The organism is Undibacterium sp. JH2W (assembly GCF_049340425.1).
Classification (GTDB): domain Bacteria; phylum Pseudomonadota; class Gammaproteobacteria; order Burkholderiales; family Burkholderiaceae_D; genus Undibacterium.
On sequence record NZ_JBMPOT010000004.1, the window covers coordinates 316865 to 338987 of the forward strand.

The 22123-nt window shown below is 50.0% G+C and carries 17 protein-coding genes; 10 read left to right on the forward strand and 7 right to left on the reverse strand.

Annotation, left to right across the window (positions count from 1 at the left end; genetic code table 11):
• The first annotated feature begins 90 nt into the window (after positions 1-90).
• From ACO0LC_RS07820 to ACO0LC_RS07835, 4 genes are all read left to right on the forward strand, one after another.
• On the forward strand, positions 91-930 hold the full coding sequence (locus tag ACO0LC_RS07820) for a phytanoyl-CoA dioxygenase family protein (protein WP_423002076.1): 840 nt from the start codon (positions 91-93) through the stop codon (positions 928-930).
• A gap of 7 nt (positions 931-937) precedes the next feature.
• On the forward strand, positions 938-1768 hold the full coding sequence (locus tag ACO0LC_RS07825) for a sugar phosphate isomerase/epimerase family protein (RefSeq protein WP_423002077.1): 831 nt from the start codon (positions 938-940) through the stop codon (positions 1766-1768).
• A 122-nt stretch (positions 1769-1890) separates the two neighbouring features.
• Positions 1891-3009, forward strand: coding sequence for a hypothetical protein (locus ACO0LC_RS07830; RefSeq protein ID WP_423002078.1), 1119 nt, complete (start codon positions 1891-1893; stop codon positions 3007-3009).
• 197 nt (positions 3010-3206) lie between these two features.
• Positions 3207-4310: a hypothetical protein gene (locus tag ACO0LC_RS07835; RefSeq protein WP_423002079.1), complete on the forward strand. Its 1104-nt coding sequence runs from the start codon at positions 3207-3209 to the stop codon at positions 4308-4310.
• 66 nt (positions 4311-4376) lie between these two features.
• On the opposite strand, the gene ACO0LC_RS07840 is transcribed toward ACO0LC_RS07835, so the two are convergent.
• Together ACO0LC_RS07840 and ACO0LC_RS07845 are read right to left on the reverse strand one after the other, a co-directional pair.
• Entirely contained in the window at positions 4377-4925 is a 549-nt protein-coding gene (locus ACO0LC_RS07840; RefSeq protein ID WP_423002080.1) for a 2OG-Fe(II) oxygenase, read from the reverse strand.
• A 15-nt stretch (positions 4926-4940) separates the two neighbouring features.
• On the reverse strand, positions 4941-5510 hold the full coding sequence (locus ACO0LC_RS07845) for a 2OG-Fe(II) oxygenase (protein ID WP_423002081.1): 570 nt from the start codon (positions 5508-5510) through the stop codon (positions 4941-4943).
• Positions 5511-5666: 156 nt separating this feature from the next.
• On the opposite strand from ACO0LC_RS07845, the gene ACO0LC_RS07850 reads away from it, so the two are divergent.
• The 3 genes from ACO0LC_RS07850 (at position 5667) to ACO0LC_RS07860 (ending at position 10726) form a co-directional block, all read left to right on the forward strand.
• Positions 5667-6419, forward strand: a complete 753-nt coding sequence (locus ACO0LC_RS07850) for an NUDIX hydrolase (RefSeq protein ID WP_423002082.1) — start codon at positions 5667-5669, stop codon at positions 6417-6419.
• A gap of 261 nt (positions 6420-6680) precedes the next feature.
• Positions 6681-9632 (forward strand): LodA/GoxA family CTQ-dependent oxidase, encoded by a 2952-nt coding sequence (locus ACO0LC_RS07855; RefSeq protein ID WP_423002083.1) that lies wholly within the window; start codon positions 6681-6683, stop codon positions 9630-9632.
• A gap of 2 nt (positions 9633-9634) precedes the next feature.
• Positions 9635-10726, forward strand: coding sequence for a tryptophan 7-halogenase (locus tag ACO0LC_RS07860; protein WP_423002084.1), 1092 nt, complete (start codon positions 9635-9637; stop codon positions 10724-10726).
• Positions 10727-10795: 69 nt separating this feature from the next.
• On the opposite strand, the gene ACO0LC_RS07865 is transcribed toward ACO0LC_RS07860, so the two are convergent.
• Both ACO0LC_RS07865 and ACO0LC_RS07870 read right to left on the reverse strand, forming a co-directional pair.
• Entirely contained in the window at positions 10796-11989 is a 1194-nt protein-coding gene (locus ACO0LC_RS07865) for a trans-sulfuration enzyme family protein (RefSeq protein WP_423002085.1), read from the reverse strand.
• The gene (locus tag ACO0LC_RS07870; protein WP_423002086.1) at positions 11986-13371 is read right to left on the reverse strand and encodes a pyridoxal-phosphate dependent enzyme; all 1386 of its coding nucleotides are present in this window, start codon (positions 13369-13371) and stop codon (positions 11986-11988) included. The genes ACO0LC_RS07865 and ACO0LC_RS07870 overlap by 4 nt, the downstream gene beginning before the upstream one ends.
• 359 nt (positions 13372-13730) lie before the next feature.
• Here ACO0LC_RS07870 and ACO0LC_RS07875 point away from each other — a divergent pair, with 359 nt between their 5' ends.
• Positions 13731-14339: a hypothetical protein gene (locus tag ACO0LC_RS07875; protein ID WP_423002087.1), complete on the forward strand. Its 609-nt coding sequence runs from the start codon at positions 13731-13733 to the stop codon at positions 14337-14339.
• Here ACO0LC_RS07875 and ACO0LC_RS07880 read toward each other — a convergent pair.
• Positions 14324-15658, reverse strand: a complete 1335-nt coding sequence (locus ACO0LC_RS07880) for an MFS transporter (protein WP_423002088.1) — start codon at positions 15656-15658, stop codon at positions 14324-14326. The two genes, ACO0LC_RS07875 and ACO0LC_RS07880, sit on opposite strands and share 16 nt — an antisense overlap.
• A gap of 1018 nt (positions 15659-16676) precedes the next feature.
• On the opposite strand from ACO0LC_RS07880, the gene ACO0LC_RS07885 reads away from it, so the two are divergent.
• Positions 16677-18014 (forward strand): GH1 family beta-glucosidase, encoded by a 1338-nt coding sequence (locus tag ACO0LC_RS07885; protein ID WP_423002089.1) that lies wholly within the window; start codon positions 16677-16679, stop codon positions 18012-18014.
• 511 nt (positions 18015-18525) lie between these two features.
• Positions 18526-18831 (forward strand): DUF6882 domain-containing protein, encoded by a 306-nt coding sequence (locus ACO0LC_RS07890; protein ID WP_423002090.1) that lies wholly within the window; start codon positions 18526-18528, stop codon positions 18829-18831.
• Between the two features lie 49 nt (positions 18832-18880).
• Here ACO0LC_RS07890 and ACO0LC_RS07895 read toward each other — a convergent pair whose 3' ends face one another.
• Both ACO0LC_RS07895 and ACO0LC_RS07900 read right to left on the reverse strand, forming a co-directional pair.
• The gene (locus ACO0LC_RS07895) at positions 18881-19357 is read right to left on the reverse strand and encodes a cache domain-containing protein (protein WP_423002091.1); all 477 of its coding nucleotides are present in this window, start codon (positions 19355-19357) and stop codon (positions 18881-18883) included.
• Between the two features lie 214 nt (positions 19358-19571).
• Positions 19572-22004: a TonB-dependent receptor gene (locus ACO0LC_RS07900; RefSeq protein ID WP_423002092.1), complete on the reverse strand. Its 2433-nt coding sequence runs from the start codon at positions 22002-22004 to the stop codon at positions 19572-19574.
• Positions 22005-22123: the final 119 nt, after the last annotated feature.

Here is a 22123-nt window from a genome sequence, read left to right on the forward strand (position 1 = left end):
TAATTTGGCTACACTTGATGCATATCAAGCTAAAGCATCACAACAAATGATGGTCTTTTGCTTCCCCCGCATTCACAGCCAGGAGTCAACATGCTCAACGCACAACAAATCCAGCAATTTCAGCAAGACGGCTACGTCATCGTCCCCAATTTCAAAAGTGCAGACGAAATAGCCGCCTTGCGCGAGCGTGCTGCCCAGATCGTTGATGAATTTGATCCGGCTTCTTCCAAAACCATCTTCACAACCAAGGAGCAGGAAAAGAAGGTCGATCATTACTTCCTCAATTCTGCCAATAACATCAGTTGTTTCTTTGAAGAAGAAGCCTTTGATGAACAAGGTAATCTGCGCCAGGCCAAGTCCTTGTCCATCAACAAGATAGGCCATGCGATACATGATCTTGATCCTGTCTTCAGCGCATTTTCGCGCGGTACTGCGCTGGCTAAAGTGGCTGAGCAACTGGGTTTGCAGCAGCCACAGATTTACCAGTCCATGTATATCTTCAAGCAGCCTGGCATAGGTGGTGAAGTACGCTGGCACCAGGATGCAACGTATTTTGAAACCGACCCTGTCAGTGTCACCACTTTCTGGTTTGCCCTGGAAGATGCGACTCTGGAAAACGGCTGCATGTCGGCCGAACCGGGCGGGCACCGCACACCCATGCGTGAACGCTTTGTGCGCGAAGGCGATCAGGTGCGGGTAGAAAAACTCGACAGCATGCCGTGGCCAGATGACAGCACGGCTATTCCTCTGGAAGTCAAGGCAGGCAGCCTGGTATGCTTCCATGGCTTGCTGCCACATTACAGCGCACCAAATCGCTCTGCAGTTTCACGCCATGCCTATACCCTGCATGTAACGGATGGAACTACCAATTATTCGCCGCAAAACTGGATACAACGTGATGCCAGTTTCCCTGTCCGTGGTTTTGTTTGAGTAGCATATGATGAATGCTGAAGTATTGATTTTCGCCCCGCACTGGGGCAGTGCTCACCTTAGCCGTGAAGCTTTTATTGCCCAAGTATTGGAAGCTGGTTTCGATGGCATAGAAATGTCCCTGCCTATGGATGTGGCTGAACGTGAGGCATGGACTAGCGCGATTGACGCAGCAGGTCTAAAGCTCATCGCCCAGCAATGGGAAACTGTTTTTCACAGTGACTTTGCCACACACAAGCAAGCACTCATAGATTTGCTACGCAATGCCTGCGCAGCAAAACCCCTGTTCGTAAACACTCATACCGGCAAGGACTTTTACAGCCAGGCACAAAACAATGAATTGCTGGATCTAGCTGACGAGATAGCTGCTGAAACCGGTGTCGCCATCGTCCACGAAATCCACCGCAGTCGCTTCAGTGGCCATCCCATGCTCTTGCTGCCCTACCTTGAGCAACGCCCACAATTGCAACTCAATGCAGACCTTTCACACTGGTGCTGCTCCTGTGAATCCCTATTGGAAGACCAGGCGCATATACTGGAAAAAGTATTCCCTCATGTGCGCCACATCCATGCCCGCGTCGGCCATAGCCAGGGTCCGCAAGTCAATGATTTCCGCGCACCTGAGCATGCGGCAGCCTTGCAACAGCACCTATCTTGGTGGGATGCGATTGTTGCCAGCCAGAGTACCTCAGGTGCAAAGCAGATTACGCTCACACCAGAGTTTGGTCCTGCACCTTATACGCAAAGCCTGCCATATACGAACCAGGTAGTGTCTGATGCCTGGGAATTGAATGTGGCGATGATGCAGTTGCTGCGTAAGCGTTATACAGGGAAATAAAAACCTTGGACCATCTTTGAAAAAGTAAACCAGTATGGCGAGGCTTGCCAGGAGCTGTTTTTTGTGACAAGGCATTCCTCTTCTGTCTATACTGTAGCTCCATTCCAACTGAGATTTGCTACATGCAAGATCAACAACAAAGATACACCTTTATCCATGGCAAGAGTGCCTTGTCAATGCGGGAAAAGCTGATACTGTTTGTTCCAGTTTTATTGTTTGTGGCAATCATCATATGGATGCGCTATTGGGAATTACTCAAGCCCGAAGACTTTAAAAAAATTCTGGTATCAGGCAAGGCCTGGCAAAGAACTCTTCCCATGATCCTACCCCTGGCGCTTATTATTTTTATCCAGCTTGGTATTCAATGTGCTTACCGTTCAATGAAGCTTGTTGTTGATGGAAAGGGAATGTTTCTGGAGTGGTCAGCAGGATCAGTATTTGCTAAATGGAAGCTCTTTGAGAAGAGGATAGAGTGGGCAGACTTGAAAAATGCAACTTATCTACCCAGGTTTGAAGTCGTGCAACTTCGTTCGAAAACAAGCTGGCTCCCTTGGGCGATACGACTTAAGGACTGGAAAATACCCGGTGCTGAACTCTCGCAATATGCAATAAAACCTGCGCGTAGCGATTTGCTCAGCGTCTTGCGCGAGCTGGGTATTTTCGAGGCAGCGTCTGAAGGTGAAGATCCACGTCTGGCGGCGATGACATTTGATTTAATGAAGCATCCGGTAACGAGGAATATATTAATGGGAGTTGCTGCCCTCGTTGTTTATTGCTTTGCCGATGTCATGATGCAGCAGGAGGGCTGGGCATTTTTCAATAAAGATTATCTGCTTCCCCATATTATTATTGCTGCTCTGGCGACACTCGTGCTGGCCTGGGCGGTCTTGACAGCAAATAAAAGCGAGCCCCCTCCCAAGGGGATTATTGCAGCGATGATCGTGTTTGCCAGCTTTTCGTTTGTGGTCACTAGCTATGTTGCCGGTATCCGGATTAACCAGTTCGCTGGCGGCCCTTTGATCTCGGCCGAATATCATAGGGATGATAGTTGTGAAAACTTAATTCCTGTAGAGAAGAGCTTACCTGTCGTTGAATATACCAGCAAGACTAAAGACTATTGGTGCAGCATAGACGCAGAGGATGCAGTCATGGTCAAGGTCCGCAAGGGATTGTTTGGATTGTACCAGTTTGATCTCAGGGAGCAGACGAAGGCAATACGCAGTTTTAAGCAAAAATCTTAAGGCAGGTTGTCAGCCAGGGTAGTGACGTGGCTAGCCTGGTAAGCGGGTAGGGTGCGCCATGTGCGCCATGTGCACCATGCTCGTGACGAGAATTGTGTTTGCCCCATCGATCATGATTGATATTGAGGCAGGCATTTATCTATCGCATCATGCAGGCTAATCGGTTTTTTGAGTGCACAAATCAATTAAAAAATAGTATGCAAATTACACCTGCAAGCTATGTATTTAGCTGGAAGAAAAATCGACAGTCGTCGATTTTTCATCTGTTAATTTTCACATTACTTTTACTTGTTGTCACGGGGCCTTTCATTTGGCTTGTGTATCAGGGCTTACTAAGGCCGAAAGATCTCCTGAAGATCGCATCAGAAATATCTTTGCCGCTATTTCCTACTCTGGCCTGCATCGCAGTTATTGCCTTTGATCTTATAAAGGCTGCATTTTATCGTGCAGCTAAATTGCATATTGACGAGTCTGGTGTGCGACTCAAGCTCCCACCAGGAAGTGGCCTTGCAATCGTCAATTTCCTTGAAAGAGAGTTGCTTTGGAGTGATTTGAAAGATGCTAGCTATATGAAACGTTTGCAGTTGATACAGTTGCGTCCAACTTATGCAGCCAGCCCCTTGAGCATAGATGTTAAAGACTGGCAGCTCCAAAATAAAAACGCTGATTTAAATAGCGGAAATGCAGAACCTGATTTGCTCAAAGTGTTTCGTGAACTAGCAATTCTGGAGAAATTCCCCAAAAACACTCAGCTTGAAGCGTCTGATTTTGACTTGCTGAAACACTCCGCTACCAGGATGGTATTGCTGGCAATGGCGGTGCTGGCCACATACAGCTTCGTGGATGTGTTGCTGCAGCATGAGGAATATGCATTCTTTAACTTTAGTTATTTTTTACCGCATATTGTTTCAGGGCTGGCAGTCGTCGTAATACTGGTCTTTTTAATGATCAAGGCAAGTAAGCCTGATGTCATACCACGAAGCATAGTCGTTGGCCTGGCGCTGCTCAGCGGGGTGATATTTGGTTTTTCCAGTTATATAGGCGGTATTCGTATTAATCAAATCGCCGGTGGATCATTGCTGGAAGCCAGATATCACCGTGATGCGAATTGCATGAATTTGCTACCCGAAGATAAGGACCTGCCGGTCGTCAAATATCACCAGCCAAGCAGGGCTTATTGGTGCAGCAAGCGTATGGATGAAGCCCTGACCGTCAAGGTGCGCAAGGGATGGTTTGGCTTGTATCAGTTTGATCTGCGTGAACACAATGAGGCGATTCGCAGCTATCAGCAAAAATCCTGACTATGAGTGCATCCGCAAACAGGCAATCATGTTCAATGGCTTGAGTCAGACATGGATGCGTGTTTTCTACGCTAGCTTCTTATACATGATGTCAGTGCGCAAGACATATTTAATTCCGGTATCAATAGCTGTTCCCTGATGTGCTAGCAAGTGAGGGAAAATTAATGCCATGCCTGTTTCAGATTTGATGTCTGCAAAACGGAATGCTGTATGGCCGCCATGATAATCTGCATTCAGGTAAATCAATAAAGTAAAGAAACTGCTTTCTACTTCTGATCTCTTGAATTGGAGATCGTGATGCCATTTGAAATATTGGCCAGCCTCATAACGATAAAAACGGAAGCGTTCATTCAAGCCTGACAAAGTCCATTCTTTCAAGGTCGCTGGCAGAATTAGATGGCTGCGCTTGTACATGGAGTCGGCAAGTGCAGTGTCATCGAAAATAATGCGCTCATTATTGCGCACCTGTTCTTGTCTGCTTGCATCCGATTGAATTTGTATATCAGCTTTTTCATAGCCGATCTGCTCGCTGCAACATATCATGCGCTTGCATTCTTCTTCGGTCAGGAAGTTTTTGATGCTATATACACCTGAACCATGTTCATCTATTTTCATAAGGTTTTTAAAACACTATGCTGCATGTATTTCTGAGCCTGGAGCCTTTTTGTACATGACATCCGTACGCAAGACATATTTCACCCCGCTTTCCACGGGTGCACCCTGATGCAACATCATATGCGGGAAAACCAGGGCCATGCCTTTTTCTGGCTGTATGGTTTCCCAGCGAAATGAAGTGCTGCCGCCTGTGTAGTCACCATTGAGATAAATCAGCAAGGTCAAAAAACTGACTTCATCTTCATTGCGGGCATAATTGCCATCTTTATGCCATTTAAAATACTGACCTTCTTCATACCGGTAAAAGCGAAAGCGTTCATTCAGGCCCAGCAGAGTCCATTCTTTTAATTCTGCAGGAAGGAACAGCTTTGCTCTTTCAAAGATAGCGGCTGCCAGGGGCTTGTCGTCAAAGATGACGCGGTCATTATTGCGTACATCCTTATACATGCGCATACCTGTGCCAGTCTGTATCATGGCTTCTTCATAGCCCATTTGTTCACTGCTAAAGATCATGCGCTCGCATTCTTCTTCAGTGATGAAATTCTTAATGCCAAATACGCCTGCACCGTAGTTATTGAGTTCCATGTCGTTCTCGATTTGTTTCGTACTGACTGTAATATAAGGCACTTTGTTGCAAATTTCAACTAAGTTAGTTTTAAATATTTACAAACTTAGTGGCGGATTTGTACTAAATCCAGCTTTCGCTTACAATGTCAGCATTGAATACTCAGAGGAAAAAGCATGGCGACTGTTAAGCAAAGCGAAAAAGAATTTCTGCTCAATTACAATATCCATGACTATGATGTCCCTTTAACCAGTGTAGATCTGGTGATTTTCACGATCAGGGATCAGGCTCTGCAAGTTTTGCTGGTCAAGCGGGGTGACCATCCTTGCAAGGGGCAATGGAGTTTGCCTGGTGGCTTTATCGATGTCCACAATGATATCGACCTGGATGGCGCAGCGCTGCGCAAGCTCAAGGAAAAGACCGGGGTAGAAGCGCCTTATCTTGAGCAATTGCAGGGCTTTGGCAGCCGCAACCGTGATCCGCGTGGCTGGTCTACCACCTTTGCTTATTTTGCCCTGATTTCTTCTGACCGCATTACGCTCAGCCACGGTGGCAATGCCGATGCGGTGCGCTGGTGCCCGGTTGAATCGGACGAGGGCCTGCCCAAGCTGGCCTTTGATCATGCGCAGATCCTCGATGTGGCAGTCCAGCGCCTGCGCAACAAGGTGGAATACACCTCCTTGCCAGCACATTTATTGCCGGAAGAATTCACGCTGTCTGAACTGCAGCGCGTGTACCAGGTCTTGTTGGGGCGTCTGGTGGACAAGAGCGCGTTTCGCAAGCGTATCCGGGAAGGTGATTTCCTGGAAGAGTTGCCGGGCAAGTGGCGTCTGGGAAGTAATCGTCCGGCGCAGTTGTATGGCTTGCGCAAGGGCCAGGGCACGGTTTACTTCAATCGCCTGATGACGGGTGAGGTCGGGGCCAAATAGCTTTTTCTGCATCTTTAGTTTGGGGCATTTTGAGTTAATGCCCCAAACCAACATCGTCAAGTTTTGTCAAAAATGCACATTCGTGCACATCTAAACTTGACGAAAATTTAATATTATCAAATAATCATTCTGCATTCCTGATTTTCATGTTTGCCGGACACGCCTTGCTATGCGTGTCCGACAAATGTCCGTGTCAACAATGCGCACCAGCTAAAACTAAAGCTAGCAATTGCGCATTCAGTACAAATAGGGAGACAGTGTATGAGCAAAGATCAAGACCCCATTCCGCCATGTTTTGACCAGGCCAATCAGGCACCTGAGCGTCTGACCGAGATGTTTGTCGGGATAGCACAGGGAAACCGTATCAGGCTGGGCCAGCGTCCGGCAGAGCGTGCGGTTTTCCGCAAATTGCATGGGGTTGCCAGCGCCAGGCTGGTGATGGAAAAGAAAATACCGGCCAAACTCAAGGTCGGTGTTTTTGCGCATGAGAGCCTGGATGCCTGGGTCAGGTTTTCCAGCGACACCACACCAACTTCCCCCGATTTGTATTCAACCCTGGGCATAGGCATCAAACTGTTTGGCGTGCCCGGCCCCAAGGCGCTGGGTGATGATGGCGACACTGCTGACTTCATCATGCAAAACTTCCCGGTCTTCTTTGTCGATAATGCCAAGGAGATGGTGGAGTTCACTTATGCCGGTGTGATCGCGCAGGATTATCCCGGCTATCTGAAAAAACATCCCAAGACTGCAAAAATACTGGATCAGATGGAAAAGGTCGAGGGCAGCACCCTGACCACGACTTACTGGGCCATCCTGCCGTTTCATGCCGGGCAAAAAGACTATGTCAAATACCGCCTGGAGCCAGTGACACCGCCAGAGAACGTGCCAAATGATGAGCGCGACTATCTGGCAGTCGATATGTGCAACCGCCTGGCCAAGCGTGAATACCAGTTCCGCTTCATGGTGCAACTGCGTACCAATCCCAAGACCATGCCGCTGGATGAAGCAACGGTGGAATGGCCAGAGTCAGAAAGCCCTTTCATCCATGTCGCCACCCTGATCTTGCCGCAGCAGGATATCAGTGTGCGTGGACAGTCTGAATATGGCCAGGGCCTGGCCTTCAATATCTGGCGCGTGCCGCCAGAGCAGGCACCAGTTGGTTCTATCGCCGAGGCGCGCAAAGTCGTGTATGCAGCAGGTGCAGATGCCAGGCATGAAGCCAATGGCCAAAGCCTGCAAGATCCACGCGAGCCGCGTTCCCCAACTGCGGGCTGTCCCTTTCATGCGGTAGCGCAGGCAAAAGCAGAACCCGTAGTCAAGGACACTTGCATCGTCAAGGCCGTGATTTACCCGTCCATCGGTGTGGCGCGTGTAGGCACCAGTGAGAAAGAATGGTTTCTGGGGCCGGAAGTGCCTTATCCAAAACCAGAGGCCCCCGGCTATTACCGCGACGCCCATAAAAAACTCAAACGCCAGGGAGCCAGGTTCCGCGTCTATGGCGTGAATGCCAAAGGCGAGATCGTCAAGGAACTCAATGCCGACAATGCCAAGATAGAGTGGCAGGTGCAACTCGCCAATACCAAGTCAGCCTGGTATGGCTTCCAGCTGGCGCTGGATATTCCTGAAGCCGCATCGGCACCGCAAACCACCTTGCGCAATGCGGCAGTGCCGGATAGGACCATGTTGTCCATCACGCCGAAGCAAAGAAAAGTCAGCGGCAAAAAATCCAAGCCGCAGCGTTTTGATGATGGCAAATTCATGGGCAAGCCTGTAGATCTGGGCGAGGCTTTCACTGATGAACAAGGTCGTTTGATTGTATTGGGTGGGCATGGTGTATCCGCCTCTTACGACAATAGCCGCGCTATTACCTTCGCCAATAATGAAGGCTGGCATGATGATACTTCTGACGGCCCCATCAACGCCAAGGTCGTTTATGAAGGGCTGGAATTGATGGTAGAGCCGTCCTGGGTCGTTGTCGCGCCACCAAATTATGCGCCGCAAAGAAAATCAGTGCGTACCATGTGGGATCTGATGCGCGATGTCGCCATTACTGCCGGTACTTTGCCCAAGCCAAAACGCCCCAGTTTTACTTTCGATATCCTGCCCCTGTTTGAGCGCCTGCATGGCTTGCAATGGGTGAATGCTGGCTTCAATGCAGGTTTTGGCTGGAAGGGCATGGTGGACCTCACGAGTGAGCAGGCATTGTCGCGCCTGGCGAGTACCAATACCGCCTATGTAGAATTGCGCCGTACCATCGCCAACCAGTTCCGCAATTATGAAGTCGATGCCTGGTCGCCCAAGCCCTGGCCGTGGCTGTATGGCGATGCCATGGCTATCCCCGCTGCGCAAACACCAAGGCAAAATGCCTCGCTAACGGCAACCCAACTGGCAATGCTGATGGAATGGGCAGAGGGTAATTTTGTTGAAGACTACGACCCTGATCGCAAACATGCTGAGCGCATAGACCAGGTGCCGCTGGAGCAGCAAGGCGACACATTGACGCAGGCAGCGCTGGACTTTTGCCTGGCCGATGCCTTCCACCCAGGTTGTGAAATGACCTGGCCGGTACGTGCCAGCACCATGTATATGGCACCCTTCCGCTTTGCTCATGCCGTCGATGGCTGGATTGCACCTGGCCTGGGCGAGATACTGACCAGCGACGGAGTCACTATACCTAACGGCCCCTTGTACGGCCAGCAGGCTGGCGGCATTACCCGCTGGATGGCTGTGCCATGGCAGACAGATACCGCAAGCTGCCGCTCGGGTTACGATAAGTCTTATGACCCTTATGTACCCAGCTTCTGGCCTGCCCGTGTGCCCAATCAGGTTCTGACCAAGCAAAACTATGCCGTCGTCATGGATGAGAAAAAGCCGCTGGGTGAAAGACTGGCCGCATTTGCCAACCGCGCCTCATGGATCAACCCGTTGGGCAGCACCAGCTATACCGACCAGATCAATAATATGATCCATCATTTTGATCATCTCGGTGTGGTGGAAGTGTATCCCGGCCCATCTGATCATGCACACTTTCCGGCGGAGTTTGAAGTCGAAGACCAGCACATACCTATCGCCGACATGCCTGCACCCAATGCTCAGCATGTCGCGCATGATGAGCATGCCAGGGTAGGGGCAGCAGAAGTGACGAATGCTGAATCTGTCGATATCATGACGATAGAAAAAGTACGCCGCTTCCCGCGGGGTTTGCATCGTTAAGTATGACGATCTTGCAGATAGATGCGTTGGTCTTAGGGACAGGGCCTGCGGGCTCTGCCTTTGCCTTGAACCTCGCGCCATTTCAAAAAGTAGTCATGCTGGAAGCAGCACCGCCAGCAGCCATGCGCATAGGTGAATCCCTGCCAGCCGCAGCCAGCAAGCTGTTGGCTGACATGGGTTTGTATGAAGCATTTTTACAGCAAGGCCACCAGCCTGCGCATTTGAATATCAGTCACTGGGGCAGTGATCTGGCGACAGAGCAGGATGCCATGCGCAATCTTGATGGGCATGGCTGGTATCTCGATCGTCAACGCTTTGATTGCTGGTTGCAGGATGTCGCGCAAGAGCGTGGTGCGGCTTTGCTGAGGCAAAGCAAGCTGCTGTCTTTTGCATCGGCAAAAAGCAATCCTGAGTATTGGGATGTCGTCATCGCCGTGCAGGGCAAGACTGTGCAGGTAGAGACCAAAATGCTGATCGATGCCAGCGGCAGAAAATCGCTACTGACACGGCAACTGGGTATAGCTCGCAAAGCCATGGATAAGCTGGTGTGCAGCTGGCTGGTGGGCAGGGACACAGACAAGACAGCAGGTTCCAGTCACATCAGTGCCGAAGCCGGCGGCTGGTGGTATAGCTCATCCCTGCCAGGGCAGGGCCGCATCGTGGCGTTTTACACCGATGCCGATTTGCCGGAAGCAGCCGCCTGCAATCATCAGCAAGGGCTATTACAGCGTCTGCGCCAGAATATGCAATTGTCGGCCTGTCTTGATGAATATGGTTTTGTGCCAGGACAGCAGCATGGATATTGTGCTGCCCGCACTGCGGTACTGCAGCAATTTGCCGGGCCCAACTGGCTGGCCATTGGGGACGCCGCATTGAGTTTTGATCCTCTGTCTTCGCAAGGCATATTCAATGCCTTGTACACTGGCCTCGCTGCTGCGGAGGCTGTGTCGCATTATAATGCTGAGGCACAAGCTGCTTATGTGGCGGAGTTGGCATCCATACAGGCAGCTTATCTGCATCATCTGCAAGTCTGGTATCAGCAGGAGCAACGCTGGGCAGATCAATCATTCTGGAAACGGCGGCTTGCTGCTTGAATGTACTCCCCCTGGTTTGCCAGGCCAGGGGCTGTAGTTCAACATTACATCAAATTACATCAGACTACGTCAAACTGCATCGAGAGCAGACTGCAAATCCTGCCTCAAGTCTTCCACATCTTCTATGCCTACCGACAGGCGTATGAATGAATCGGTAATACCCAGTTTGGCTCTTTGTTCTGCCGGGATCGTTGCATGCGTCATGATGGCTGGATGTTCTATCAGGCTTTCTACGCCACCCAGGCTCTCGGCCAGGGCGAATACTTCACAACGTTCGAGGAAGCGACGTGCGCCTGCCAGATCGGTATCAAGTTCTATGGAAATGATGCCGCCAAAACCATCCATCTGCTGCTTGGCCAGCTCATGTTGCGGGTGGCTTTCCAGGCCCGGGTAATACACTTTTTTGACCTTGGGCTGCTTTTCCAGCCAGCGTGCCAAATCCAGGCCATTTGAGTTATGGCGTTCAACGCGGATGTTGAGGGTCTTGATACCACGCAGGGCGAGGAAACTGTCGAAGGGGCTGGCGATCGCGCCAACGGAATTTTGCAAAAAGCCCAGGCGTTCGCGCCAGTCAGCCTGATGGGCTTCGCCACCAACGATGGCAATACCACCGATGATGTCGGAGTGGCCATTCAGGTATTTGGTCATGGAATGCACGACGATATCAAAACCCAGTTCCAGCGGACGTTGTACCTTAGGGCTGGCAAAAGTATTGTCTGCCACGGCGATGATATTGTGCTCGCGGCAGATCTTTGCAATCGCGCGCAGGTCCGCCAGTTTCAGCATGGGGTTGGTTGGTGTTTCTACCCACAGCATCTTGGTGTCAGGGCGTATCGCGGCCAGCACTTCTTCCGGCTTGGTCATGTCCACGTAGGTGAACTGCAGGCCAGCGCTACGTTTGCGTACGCGTTCAAACAGGCGATAGCTGCCGCCATACATATCGTCACCGGCGATGATGTGGGCACCGCTATCGACGATTTCCAGCACAGTGGCTATTGCTGCCAGGCCGGAAGCAAAAGCAAATGCCTGCGCGCCGCCTTCGAGGTCAGCTACTGCACGTTCCAGCGCCCAGCGGGTGGGATTGTGTGAGCGGCCATAGTCCAGGCCCTTGTGTACGCCAGGGCTGTCCTGCACGAAGGTGGACGTCGCATAGATAGGCGGCATGATGGCACCGGTGACCGGGTCGGGGAATTGCCCGGCGTGGATGACACGCGTGCCAAAGGCTTGCGGGTGGGTAGGCTTCTTGTATTCGGGATAGCTCATGAAAGTGTCCTGCGCATATGGTTAAGAAGGTCAAAGCGGGTAATCAGGCCATAAAACTGTTTTTCAGGCTTGTCGGCGGCAATGATGGCAACCAGGCCGCGGTCCAGCGTTGCGCGCAATGCAGCGATGCTGGCATCCGGTGCCAGGGTTTCTATCTGGCTGGTCATGGTGTCTTCTACGGCACTGCGGAACAGGCTGGCATCGGCAGATACTTTCAACAGCAGGTCTGATTCATCAATGATACCGATAATCGCGCCATCACGTATGACAGGCAATTGCGAGATATCGGCACTGCGCATGCGGTTGAAAGCCACCATCAAGGTGTCGCTGGCATTGACGCTGATGACGCCACCTTCATCGTAACGGCGGCTGATGATGTCGCGCAGATCGTTATAGTTTTTGCGCTTGAGCAAGCCCTGATCTGTCATCCAGTTATCGTTATACACCTTGGACAGATAGCGTGTGCCAGTGTCGCAGACAAAGGTGACTACGCGCTTGGGTGTGGTCTGGGCACGGCAATAGCGCAAGGCTGCGGCCAGCAGGGTGCCAGTAGAAGAGCCTGCCAGTATGCCTTCTGCGCGCAGCAGTTCACGTGCCGTGCCAAAGCTTTCGGCATCGTCGATGGTATAGGCGTGCTTGACCGAACTCATGTCGGCAATGCCGGGGATGAAATCTTCGCCTATGCCTTCGACCGCCCAGGAGCCGCTGACTTCATTGACATTGCCTGTCTCTATGTACTCGGCCAGTATCGAACCTTTAGGGTCGGCCAGTACAAATTCCAGCTCAGGTTGCACCTTGTTGAAATAACGTGTCAGGCCAGTCAGCGTACCGGCAGAACCTACGCCAACGACGATGGCATCGACTTTATGATCAGTCTGTGCCCAGATTTCTGGCCCTGTCGTGGTTTCATGCGCCAGTGGGTTGGCTGGATTATTGAACTGGTCGGCAAAGAAGGAGCCCGGGATATCCCTGGCCAGGCGTGCGGCATAGTCTTGGTAATACTCGGGATGGCCCTTGCCTACGTCCGAGCGGGTGATGTGAACTTCTGCACCCATGGCTTTCAAGTGCAGGATTTTTTCTGTGGACATCTTGTCCGGCACCACCAGCACCACGCGGTAACCCTTGGCGCGCGCCACCAGCGCCAGGCCCAGGCCGGTGTTGCCAGCAGTGGCCTCTATCACGGTACCACCTGCCTGCAGGCGGCCTTCGCGTTCTGCTGTTTCTATCATTGACCTGCCTATGCGGTCCTTGATGGAGCCGCCAGGGTTTTGTGATTCCAGTTTGAGGAATAATTCACATGGCCCTGTGTCAAAGCGGGTAACCTTGACCATAGGCGTATTGCCAATCAACGCAAGTACTGCGGGATCAGTTTGTTTTGTCATCTTAGTGTGCTCCTGGGTGCATACAGTGTAGTGCGACAGGTTTAGCATTTGTTTATGAGGCAGCTATGCTAGCTATTTCATCTCCTGAGGCTAAGGAATTTTTCCAACTATGCATAGTTGGAAAATGATTTACTTGCATTTGGGTAAGATTGATTTGAGGTCAAAGTGGCAAGTATGGGAATAGTATAGCCATAGTTTGGAAAATTGTTGGGGTATATGCGGTTTGCTTATATCAAGGCTTTATGTGTGAAGCATGGTGCTGTGTCCTATCCGGCTGTTCGAAGGCCGCAAACGAATATACTTAATAACGTCATTCCTGCGTGCTTTTGGCAGGAATCCAGGGGCGTTTGTCGTAGGCCATGAAGTTTATTTACATCGAAATTTTGTCAATTTCGAGCCGGATTTTTCAAATTCCTTCATTCGTTATTTGCGATTGCAGGCCGGTGGTAGACCGGCAGCTACACACCTTTTTGCTTCGCCAAAAAGGTGTGCCAAAAAGGCGACCCAGGCGTCGCTGCCCCTGCGGGGTTCCCTTTGCCGCATGGCAAAAAATGGGAAAGTCCGAAAACTCGCTACGCTCAAACATCGGACTTTCTATTTCCATTTTCTGCCATGCAGCAAAGGCATCGACACATGGGAACTACGAACTTCAAAAGCAACGACAACACCAAATTCAACGGCAAAACAAAGATCAACGGCAAAACAAAGATCAACGGCAAAACAAAGATCAACGGCAAAACAAAGATCAACGGCAACACAAAGATCAACGGCAACACCAAAGCGACCTTGATCTATTTTTTGATACTGGTGATACCCTAAGATATGCTCATTCACAGCATCCACAACCAACAAAAATAAATGCCGCGCAAGGCGGCATTGAAAGTGGGGGACTTGTTACGTTAAAGCGTGAACGGTTGGGACGAGCCGCCTTTATTTTATTGTGTGCTGCGTGTCAGTGCTCTGTTTGACCTTCTTTGTGATGGAAGGGCGCAAACCAGCATACCGCAAATGAGGGGATAGTGGCCAGCATGACGAAGATGAAATAATTTGTATAGCCCAGCAATTGCTGTAAGTGGCCGCTAATAACGCCGGTGACCATCATGCACAGGCCCATGAGGCCAGTGCCGAAGGCGTAGTGCGTTGTGGTGTATTTGCCTGGGGCGAGTTGCTGCATCAGATAGATCATGAAGCCGACTGAGCCAAAACCGAAAAAGAATTTCTCCACGGCGACACCGGTGGTGACCAGCCACAGGCTTTCTGGCTGGAAGATGCTCATGACCAAAAAGCTGGCGTTGGGTATGTTGACTGCGCAGCAGAGTATGAACAGAGTAGGTTGCAAGCCGCGTTTGGCGACGAACCAGCCGCCCAATAAAGAACCGAGTAACACGGCGATCAGACCATACGTGCCGTAGGTCAGGCCCAGCATTTCATTTGATAAGCCCAGGCCGCCTTTGCTGACGGGATCAACCATGAAGAAAGGGCCGATTTTTTCCAGGAAGCCTATGCTGAGACGGAACAGGAAGGCAAAGCCTATCATGAGCCAGACATCGCGTTTCTGGAAGAAAGTGACGAAAGAATCGCGCAGGATGAACAGGGCTTCACCGACATTGGCAGGTGTGTTTTCTGCCTTGGCACCATCCGGCATGGTACGTAAATGCCAGCCTGCCATGAGGGCAATGATGCCGGCCACGACCAGGAAAATCACCCGCCAGGCGTCTATCCAGTCGGCCCCGAATACCTTGGGGTCGTGATGAAACAGATCAGTATGCAGCTTGCCACTCAAATAGACCAGACCACCTGCTGCAACGATGGGCCCGATATTCCAGCTCAAACTCTGGATGCCGCAATACAGTGACTGCGCCTTGCTATCCAGCGATGTGACATATACACCGTCAGCAGCAATATCTTGCGTAGCGCCGAGGAATGAAATAATCCAGAACAGGCTCATCAGTATCAGCATGTAATTAGGCAAGGACATGGTCAGCGTGACGCAGACAAAACCTAGAGCAATGATGAGTTGCGTGCAAATGACAAAGAATTTTTTGGTCTTGTACATTTCCACGAAAGAGGCAAACAGGGGCTTGATGGTATAGGCGAGGATAAGGTAACTCGCATATTCAGCTGCCTTGCCGTTGTCCATGCCCATGTTCTTGAACATGATGGCGCTGACATTGGTCAGCATCATATAGGCCAGTGCCATCGTAAAGTAAGTTGTCGGCACCCAGAATAAGGGGGATTTTCTGACTGGGTTTGCCGTCGGAATATGGATCTCTGTCTCAGTTATCATGGGCTGCACGCTTCTTTACAAGTGGGCGGCAAGCCTGCTGCGCTTGATCTATACCTGTGCACAATTCAGCAATGGCATTGATGTCGGCTTGCATTCTCTCACCTGAAGCTGAAATCAATTTGGAAGCTGATTTGTAGCAGGAGAATGACTAGTCAGGCTGTCTCGTTAATATGGTTTTTTATGGGGAAAGGTCTTACGTTGATATGAAAACCTTTTCAAGCGCAGGATAGCATGATTTTTTCTTCATGCACTTCAGATTATTAAAAAAATCCAAAAATAGTTGAAGCAGTATGCAAACTTGACTGATTAATTTCATATAGGGATTATTGTCCTTTTGAGATTTTTTTAGTTTCTCACAGCATGATTTATTTAAGAAATACTGCTGGCATTTCGTGATTAAAGCGTGGCACACCATAGCTGATAGCAATGATTTTTTTTTGAGAATGATTTTGATTAATAAGTGAACTGCGGATAAAAATCAGGCTAGTGTAAGCGCTGCTTTACCTGGCAATGTCACCGACTATCATGGGAAGTCATCCAAATTGATGGAGTCGGGCGTTGACAGCTTAAATATCCAGTGATAAATTCCGGTTGTGAAAACGTTTTCATTTATCTTTATTTGAAATCCGATAAGAATTATGCGCGTTTGAGGCTGATTTATTGATAAAACGGACTGCGGTGGTGAGGCTGTTTAATTGTTGGTATTTTTGAAAACGTTTTCTTTTTTTTGTGTGGCTTGTTTCATATTTTTAGCGCAGAGCCGGGGCCGGGGCCGGGGCGCTAAAAAAGAGTGGCTATTGCGCTCTTAAGTGATGAAACATGGTGATGCATGGTAGCAATATGCACTTGAATATACCTAAGGAATCTCAGATTAAGTGTAGCGAGCGGCGTCAGTTGGACGCATTGACTGGCATGAAGCGTTTCGTATGACTGTACGGCGAGCATCGCAGGTCCCAAATAGCGTCGCGCAGTAACTGAATCAGGGGTTCCCTAAAGCAAACTTATACTAAGTGAGATTATGACTAATCCTTCAACAATGCCTGCATTTTCACCTGCTTTTACCTGGGGCGTGGCCACCAGTGCCTATCAGATAGAAGGGGCGGCAGATATTGATGGTCGCGGACCTTCCATCTGGGATAGCTTTACCCATACTCCTGGCACCATCATTGATGGCAGTACAGGAGATGTGGCCTGTGATCATTACCATCGCTATGTGGACGATGTAGGTATTATTGCAGCGCTGGGAGTAAAGGCGTATCGCTTTTCTGTTTCCTGGTCGCGGGTACAGCCCATGGGTTATGGTGACTGGAATGAAAAAGGTTTTGAGTTTTATGCAAACTTGCTGGATACACTGGAAGCGCATGGCATAGCCGCCCACCTGACTTTGTATCACTGGGACTTGCCGCAAGCCTTGCAAGACCTCGGTGGGTGGCTGAATCGTGATACCTGTTTGCGCTTTGCTGAATATGCGACTGAAGTGGCACGTCGCTTTGGACATCGCCTGGCCAGTATTGCTACGCACAATGAACCCTGGTGCACGGCTAATCTGGGGTATGGCAATGCCCAGTTTGCTCCGGGTGTGGCCGATACTGCCTTGTCCATACAAGTGTCCCATCATCTTTTGCTATCGCATGGCCTGGCCATGCAAGCCATGCGGACTATTCATTGTCCAGCCAAACTGGGGATAGTCTTGAATCAATGGCCGGCCATGCCAGCAACGGCATCTGCTGCAGATATTGCTCAGGCTGAATGGGAATATGCGCGGTCGGTGCAATGGTTCATGGACCCTATATTCAAAGGCTGCTATCCGCAAAAAGCGCTGGACCGCATGGACATGAGTCAATTTCATGTTCATCCCGAAGACATGGATATCATCCATCAGCCGCTGGATTTCCTCGGCGTGAATTATTATTTTCGTGCCTTTGTCAGCACTGAAAATCCACCCAGGCTGCCTGAAGGAAAATTGGGTTTTACTGATATGGGCTGGGAGATTTATCCATCTGGTTTGACGGACTTATTGCTGAAGCTGAACGCAGAATATCCAGACTTGCCACCAATCTACATCACAGAAAATGGCATGGCAGTGGCAGATGAAATGGAAGATGGCAAAGTCCATGACGAACAACGCATACTATACCTGCAGTTGCACTTGCAGGCTCTGCATGCTGCCATGCAGAGTGGAGTTGATGTGCAAGCCTATTTTTACTGGAGCTTGCTGGATAATTTTGAATGGAACTCTGGCTATGCCAGGCGCTTTGGTCTGGTGCATGTGGACTACCAAACCCAGCAGCGCACTTTGAAGGACAGTGCCTATTGGTATAGGGATTTCGTGCGAACGCAATTGAGCTATCGTTGAGGATGCATACTGACCATACCAAGCTTAGGATTTTTGAAGACCGCATTGCCAAGCTGACGGTTTACTGTTAGTTTCAGATATTCGAATAGTACGAACCGTATTGGTGTGAATGCTGGATTTGATGAGTTGGACTGCACTAAACATGGCAAGGCGCATGCGACTTATGTATGTGAGCACCTGATTGCCGATCCTGTGCAAAAATGGCACTCGGATTATCCAGATGCTGAAAACCCTTGGCCTTATGCCTGATGTGCGGTATGTAATGCGCATTACCAGGCGGAAGGTGAGTGGAGTGAGCGCAATGTAGATTTAACGCCGATTAATATCGCCTGTCATGTTTGTTATGGCGACATGTGTACTGCCAGCCTGGATTATGTGAAGTGGCTTTCCTATGAACGTTGGTGCGATTTTGTCGATACTTGTATAGAAGAATTGCAAGGTAAAATAAATGAACTGAAACGGCAGTTTTCAATTTGGAGAGCACGAGCGTCACGATTGGTGTCAGGATAGTGTGACTGCGGTCATCGCAGATATAGACTTAATCGGCTCTTATTCAACGACTTATAGCAATTGGTTGTGGGCATGGGAAAATTTTCACGTAAAAGAAAATTTTCGTAAGCGCATGTTAAGGGGGCGTGAATTTGGTGAGAAACATGAATACCCTTGGCTAAATACCGCAAAATGGGGAGCCGAGACTGCAGATGCATGGGAAATGGCCGCTGTCGCAGCCCATGTTCTGGATGCCAAAGGCGTTTATCGTAGCCCTCATGAAGGTAGTGCCAGTTTCCTCTTGATTCGGGAAATTAGAAAGGTCTGATTCATTTTCGTATCTGGGAGGAGCAAACTCCCAGATACCGCAAATAATTTTATTTATAAATCCCACACCCTATCAACACATCCCCCACTCTTTCTACATAGGTAGATTTTGGTTCCAATACCTTGGTGGTTGGGTTGGGCCATTTATAATCAACCCATCCTTGCCCGGCTTTGCTATTGGCTACGTTCAGGAATTTTGTGACTATGGGTGTGCCGTCCACATCTTTTAAGTCCAGCAGGTTTTTACCTACCATCTTGGGATTGGCACCATGGGCACGATTGATGCCATCGCCGTTGGTGTTATAGACGAAAACATATAAATCTTTAACGACAAATTGCCCGTTGGTATTGTTGAATTCAGCATAAGCCTTGTCCTTGCCGTTTTCTTTTAAATAGGCGGCGGCCCTTTTTACCAGGGCAACAGCTTCATCTGCACTGCCTTTCTCGGCGGCGGCTGAGGCCAGGCTGAATGCCATGAGTGAGCAACCCAGAACAGCAAGTGTAGCTTTGATGAATAATCTTCGCATCTTGATCTCCTATTGTTAAAAAATACATGGCAAAGGGGAAAGCTCAGTCGCGCTTGGCCTGAATTCATTCTAATGTTGAATTTACATAATGCAATGTTTGCGATTTGCACATATGTTAAACAATGAAAAAACGTCTTTTTCCAGACCCGCAATGAAAATCCCTGGCTCACTTGCGTGAGCCAGGGAGAGAGGGGGAGCAACGCTGGTTCAGTTCTCAGAAATCAATACCGACATTCACGCCGAATGTGCGTGGTGGCAGGTATTGTGCCTGCCATGGGCCGTTGGCATTCAAGGCACTGGTTTTGACCTTGTTGTCACTTGCATTGCGCACAAAGAAGTCTGCATACCAAGCGGCCTTGCCTGTGGATTGATAGCGCATGCCCAGGTCTGCACGGGCATAGGCTTCTTGCTTGTCGCCATCCCCATAGTTGAAGACGCTTAACCAGGTATCAGTTTCATAATGCAGGCTGATACGTGGCGTCAATGTGCCTTCACTCAGATGGAAAGTATGTTGATACAAGACTTGCGCCGAGAACTTCGGGGTATGTGGCATGGTATTTCCTGATACGTCCAGGCAGTTGCTGATGCCCGGTATCTTGCAGGGTGGCAGCGCATAGTCATTCGAGCCACCGATCAGGTTACCTAGGGTCGCCTTGGCGATGGCTATGGTGACTTGCAGTTTGTCGTCCTTGCTGAGTTTTGCTGCCAGTTCGGATTCAAAGCCATATACCGTTGCGCCATCTGCATTGGAAGTCTGCAAGCCGCGGGTACCATCAGGTGCGGTGACGGGAGCACTGAACTGGAAGTCCTTGAACTTGCCATAGTAAAGGGCATTGTTCCACCTGACTGCTCCCCCCATCAAAGTGCTCTTGGAGCCAAGTTCAAAGTTGGTCAGGGTTTCCGGGCCATAGGTTTTACCACCATCTTGCAATCCACCAGATTTATAGCCGGTAGAGAGACTGCCGTACACCATATTATCTTTGTCAATATCGTACGAAAGACGCAGCAAACCTGTGACTTTGTTGCCGCTATAACTGCCATCATTGAAGGAGTAAGCGGAGAAGTTGGAATTGGCTGAGGCGGGATTGACATTCGGTGTGATAGGTAATTGGCTGAGTTCTGGTTTGCCTGAAAAACCATAGCCGCGGCCGCCGACATTTGTGCGTTTGTCCTGGGTGTAGCGCAAGCCACCGGTGATATGGGTCTCATTGCTGACATTCCAGGTGGCCTGGCCAAAGGCTGCCGCGGTTTCTACGGTTTCCTTGGGCTGGATAAACGAGCCTTGCCAGCCCACAGTACCTTGGTAGGTGCCATTCAGGATAGGAATATCAAAACGGATGTCATTGGTTTCGGAGCCATAGTACAGGCCGAGCTGCCAGTCTATATCGCGGCTGCCGACGGATTGCAATTCCACTTCATGGCTAAAATTTTTATAGTGTGAGGACACTGTATTATTTGCCTGCATACTGCCGCCAGATGTAAAACTGGTCGGTACATTGGCACCGCCATCCTGATCGAAGCGAGAGGAGCCGCTGAACTTGGAATAGCCGCCTATGTAAGTCAGTTGCATATTTTTGTCGATGGCGTATTCTATCCTGCCTCTGACAGCATCACTATCCCGTTCCACGAAGGGGGCAGTGTCGATCAAGGCCGACCAGTGACTTTGACCTGGGCGCGGTGTTTGCAGCAGGTTCATCGATGGCGTGCCACGGTCTATGAATTTCTCATAAGAGAGGTCAATCTTGGTAGCCGCATTCGGTTTCCACAACATGCTGATGCGTGCTGCACTTTGATCCTGGGCACCATACTTGGGACCATCCTGAACAAACAAGGCATAGTTGATAGGCTGGAAAGCCACGACGGTGCCACCGTTTTTAAGATAGCTGGCAAATGCTGCTTTCTGACTATCCAGAGATAGCATGGCTGGAGCCTGGTAATCGACATAGCCGTCATGTTTTTCATGGGCAAAGGCAAAGCGCAAGGCGAACTCATTGCTCACTGGTATATTGAATGCGCCACGGGCACCAAAGCGATTGTAGCTACCCAGGCCGCCTTCCAGGCTGCCCGAGCTTTCACCAATTTTTGGCTTGGCAGTCTGCATGTTCACTGCACCTACGGTGGCATTGCGTCCCCATAATGTTCCTTGCGGGCCACGCAATACTTCTATGCCTTCGAGATCAAACAGCAGAGAGCTTGCGCCTTCGGGGCGGGGAGCATAAATACCGTCGATGAACAAGGCCACTTCAGGATCAGCATACTCGGTTTTAGCACTGTCATTACCTATGCCACGCATGGTCATGGTGATGACGCCATGATCGCCTTCATTGGTGGCCTGAAAGCCAGGCACCAGATTGACCACATCCTGTACGTTTTGCACGTGGGCATCGTCCAGTGCCGCTGCATTGATGGCTGTGATGGCGACTGGGGTACGCTGCAAGGGAGTGGCCCGTTTAGTGCCGGTGACGATGACTTCGGAAATGGTGCTGCTGTCGGCATTGTCCTTGGCCTTGGTCTGGCTGGTGGCGGGGGCAGGTGCTGGCGGCTGGGTTTGCGCCTGGGCTGCGCCCATACTGGCGATCAGGGTAAGGATCGCCAGTTGAACTGGTGTGATCGCGACTTTCCGGGTCGCAAGATTGCGGATTTTCATATGTCTCCTGTTACAGGTTGGATTGGTTTTTTGATTTGTATTAACCATGACGTTTTTATGAAAACGTTTTCTTATTTGTGTTTCATTTGCTTTCTTTTGAAACCGTTTTCATAATACAT

Coding starts and splice junctions, on each gene's coding strand:
- ACO0LC_RS07840 (WP_423002080.1), bottom strand. CDS start 4,925: ATGAAAATAGATGAACATGGTTCAGGTGTATATAGCATCAAAAACTTC.
- ACO0LC_RS07865 (WP_423002085.1), bottom strand. CDS start 11,989: ATGAGCTATCCCGAATACAAGAAGCCTACCCACCCGCAAGCCTTTGGC.
- ACO0LC_RS07900 (WP_423002092.1), bottom strand. CDS start 22,004: ATGAAAATCCGCAATCTTGCGACCCGGAAAGTCGCGATCACACCAGTT.
- ACO0LC_RS07885 (WP_423002089.1), top strand. CDS start 16,677: ATGACTAATCCTTCAACAATGCCTGCATTTTCACCTGCTTTTACCTGG.
- ACO0LC_RS07850 (WP_423002082.1), top strand. CDS start 5,667: ATGGCGACTGTTAAGCAAAGCGAAAAAGAATTTCTGCTCAATTACAAT.
- ACO0LC_RS07870 (WP_423002086.1), bottom strand. CDS start 13,371: ATGACAAAACAAACTGATCCCGCAGTACTTGCGTTGATTGGCAATACG.
- ACO0LC_RS07880 (WP_423002088.1), bottom strand. CDS start 15,658: ATGATAACTGAGACAGAGATCCATATTCCGACGGCAAACCCAGTCAGA.
- ACO0LC_RS07820 (WP_423002076.1), top strand. CDS start 91: ATGCTCAACGCACAACAAATCCAGCAATTTCAGCAAGACGGCTACGTC.
- ACO0LC_RS07895 (WP_423002091.1), bottom strand. CDS start 19,357: ATGCGAAGATTATTCATCAAAGCTACACTTGCTGTTCTGGGTTGCTCA.
- ACO0LC_RS07830 (WP_423002078.1), top strand. CDS start 1,891: ATGCAAGATCAACAACAAAGATACACCTTTATCCATGGCAAGAGTGCC.
- ACO0LC_RS07825 (WP_423002077.1), top strand. CDS start 938: ATGATGAATGCTGAAGTATTGATTTTCGCCCCGCACTGGGGCAGTGCT.
- ACO0LC_RS07875 (WP_423002087.1), top strand. CDS start 13,731: ATGAAGTTTATTTACATCGAAATTTTGTCAATTTCGAGCCGGATTTTT.
- ACO0LC_RS07835 (WP_423002079.1), top strand. CDS start 3,207: ATGCAAATTACACCTGCAAGCTATGTATTTAGCTGGAAGAAAAATCGA.
- ACO0LC_RS07855 (WP_423002083.1), top strand. CDS start 6,681: ATGAGCAAAGATCAAGACCCCATTCCGCCATGTTTTGACCAGGCCAAT.
- ACO0LC_RS07845 (WP_423002081.1), bottom strand. CDS start 5,510: ATGGAACTCAATAACTACGGTGCAGGCGTATTTGGCATTAAGAATTTC.
- ACO0LC_RS07860 (WP_423002084.1), top strand. CDS start 9,635: ATGACGATCTTGCAGATAGATGCGTTGGTCTTAGGGACAGGGCCTGCG.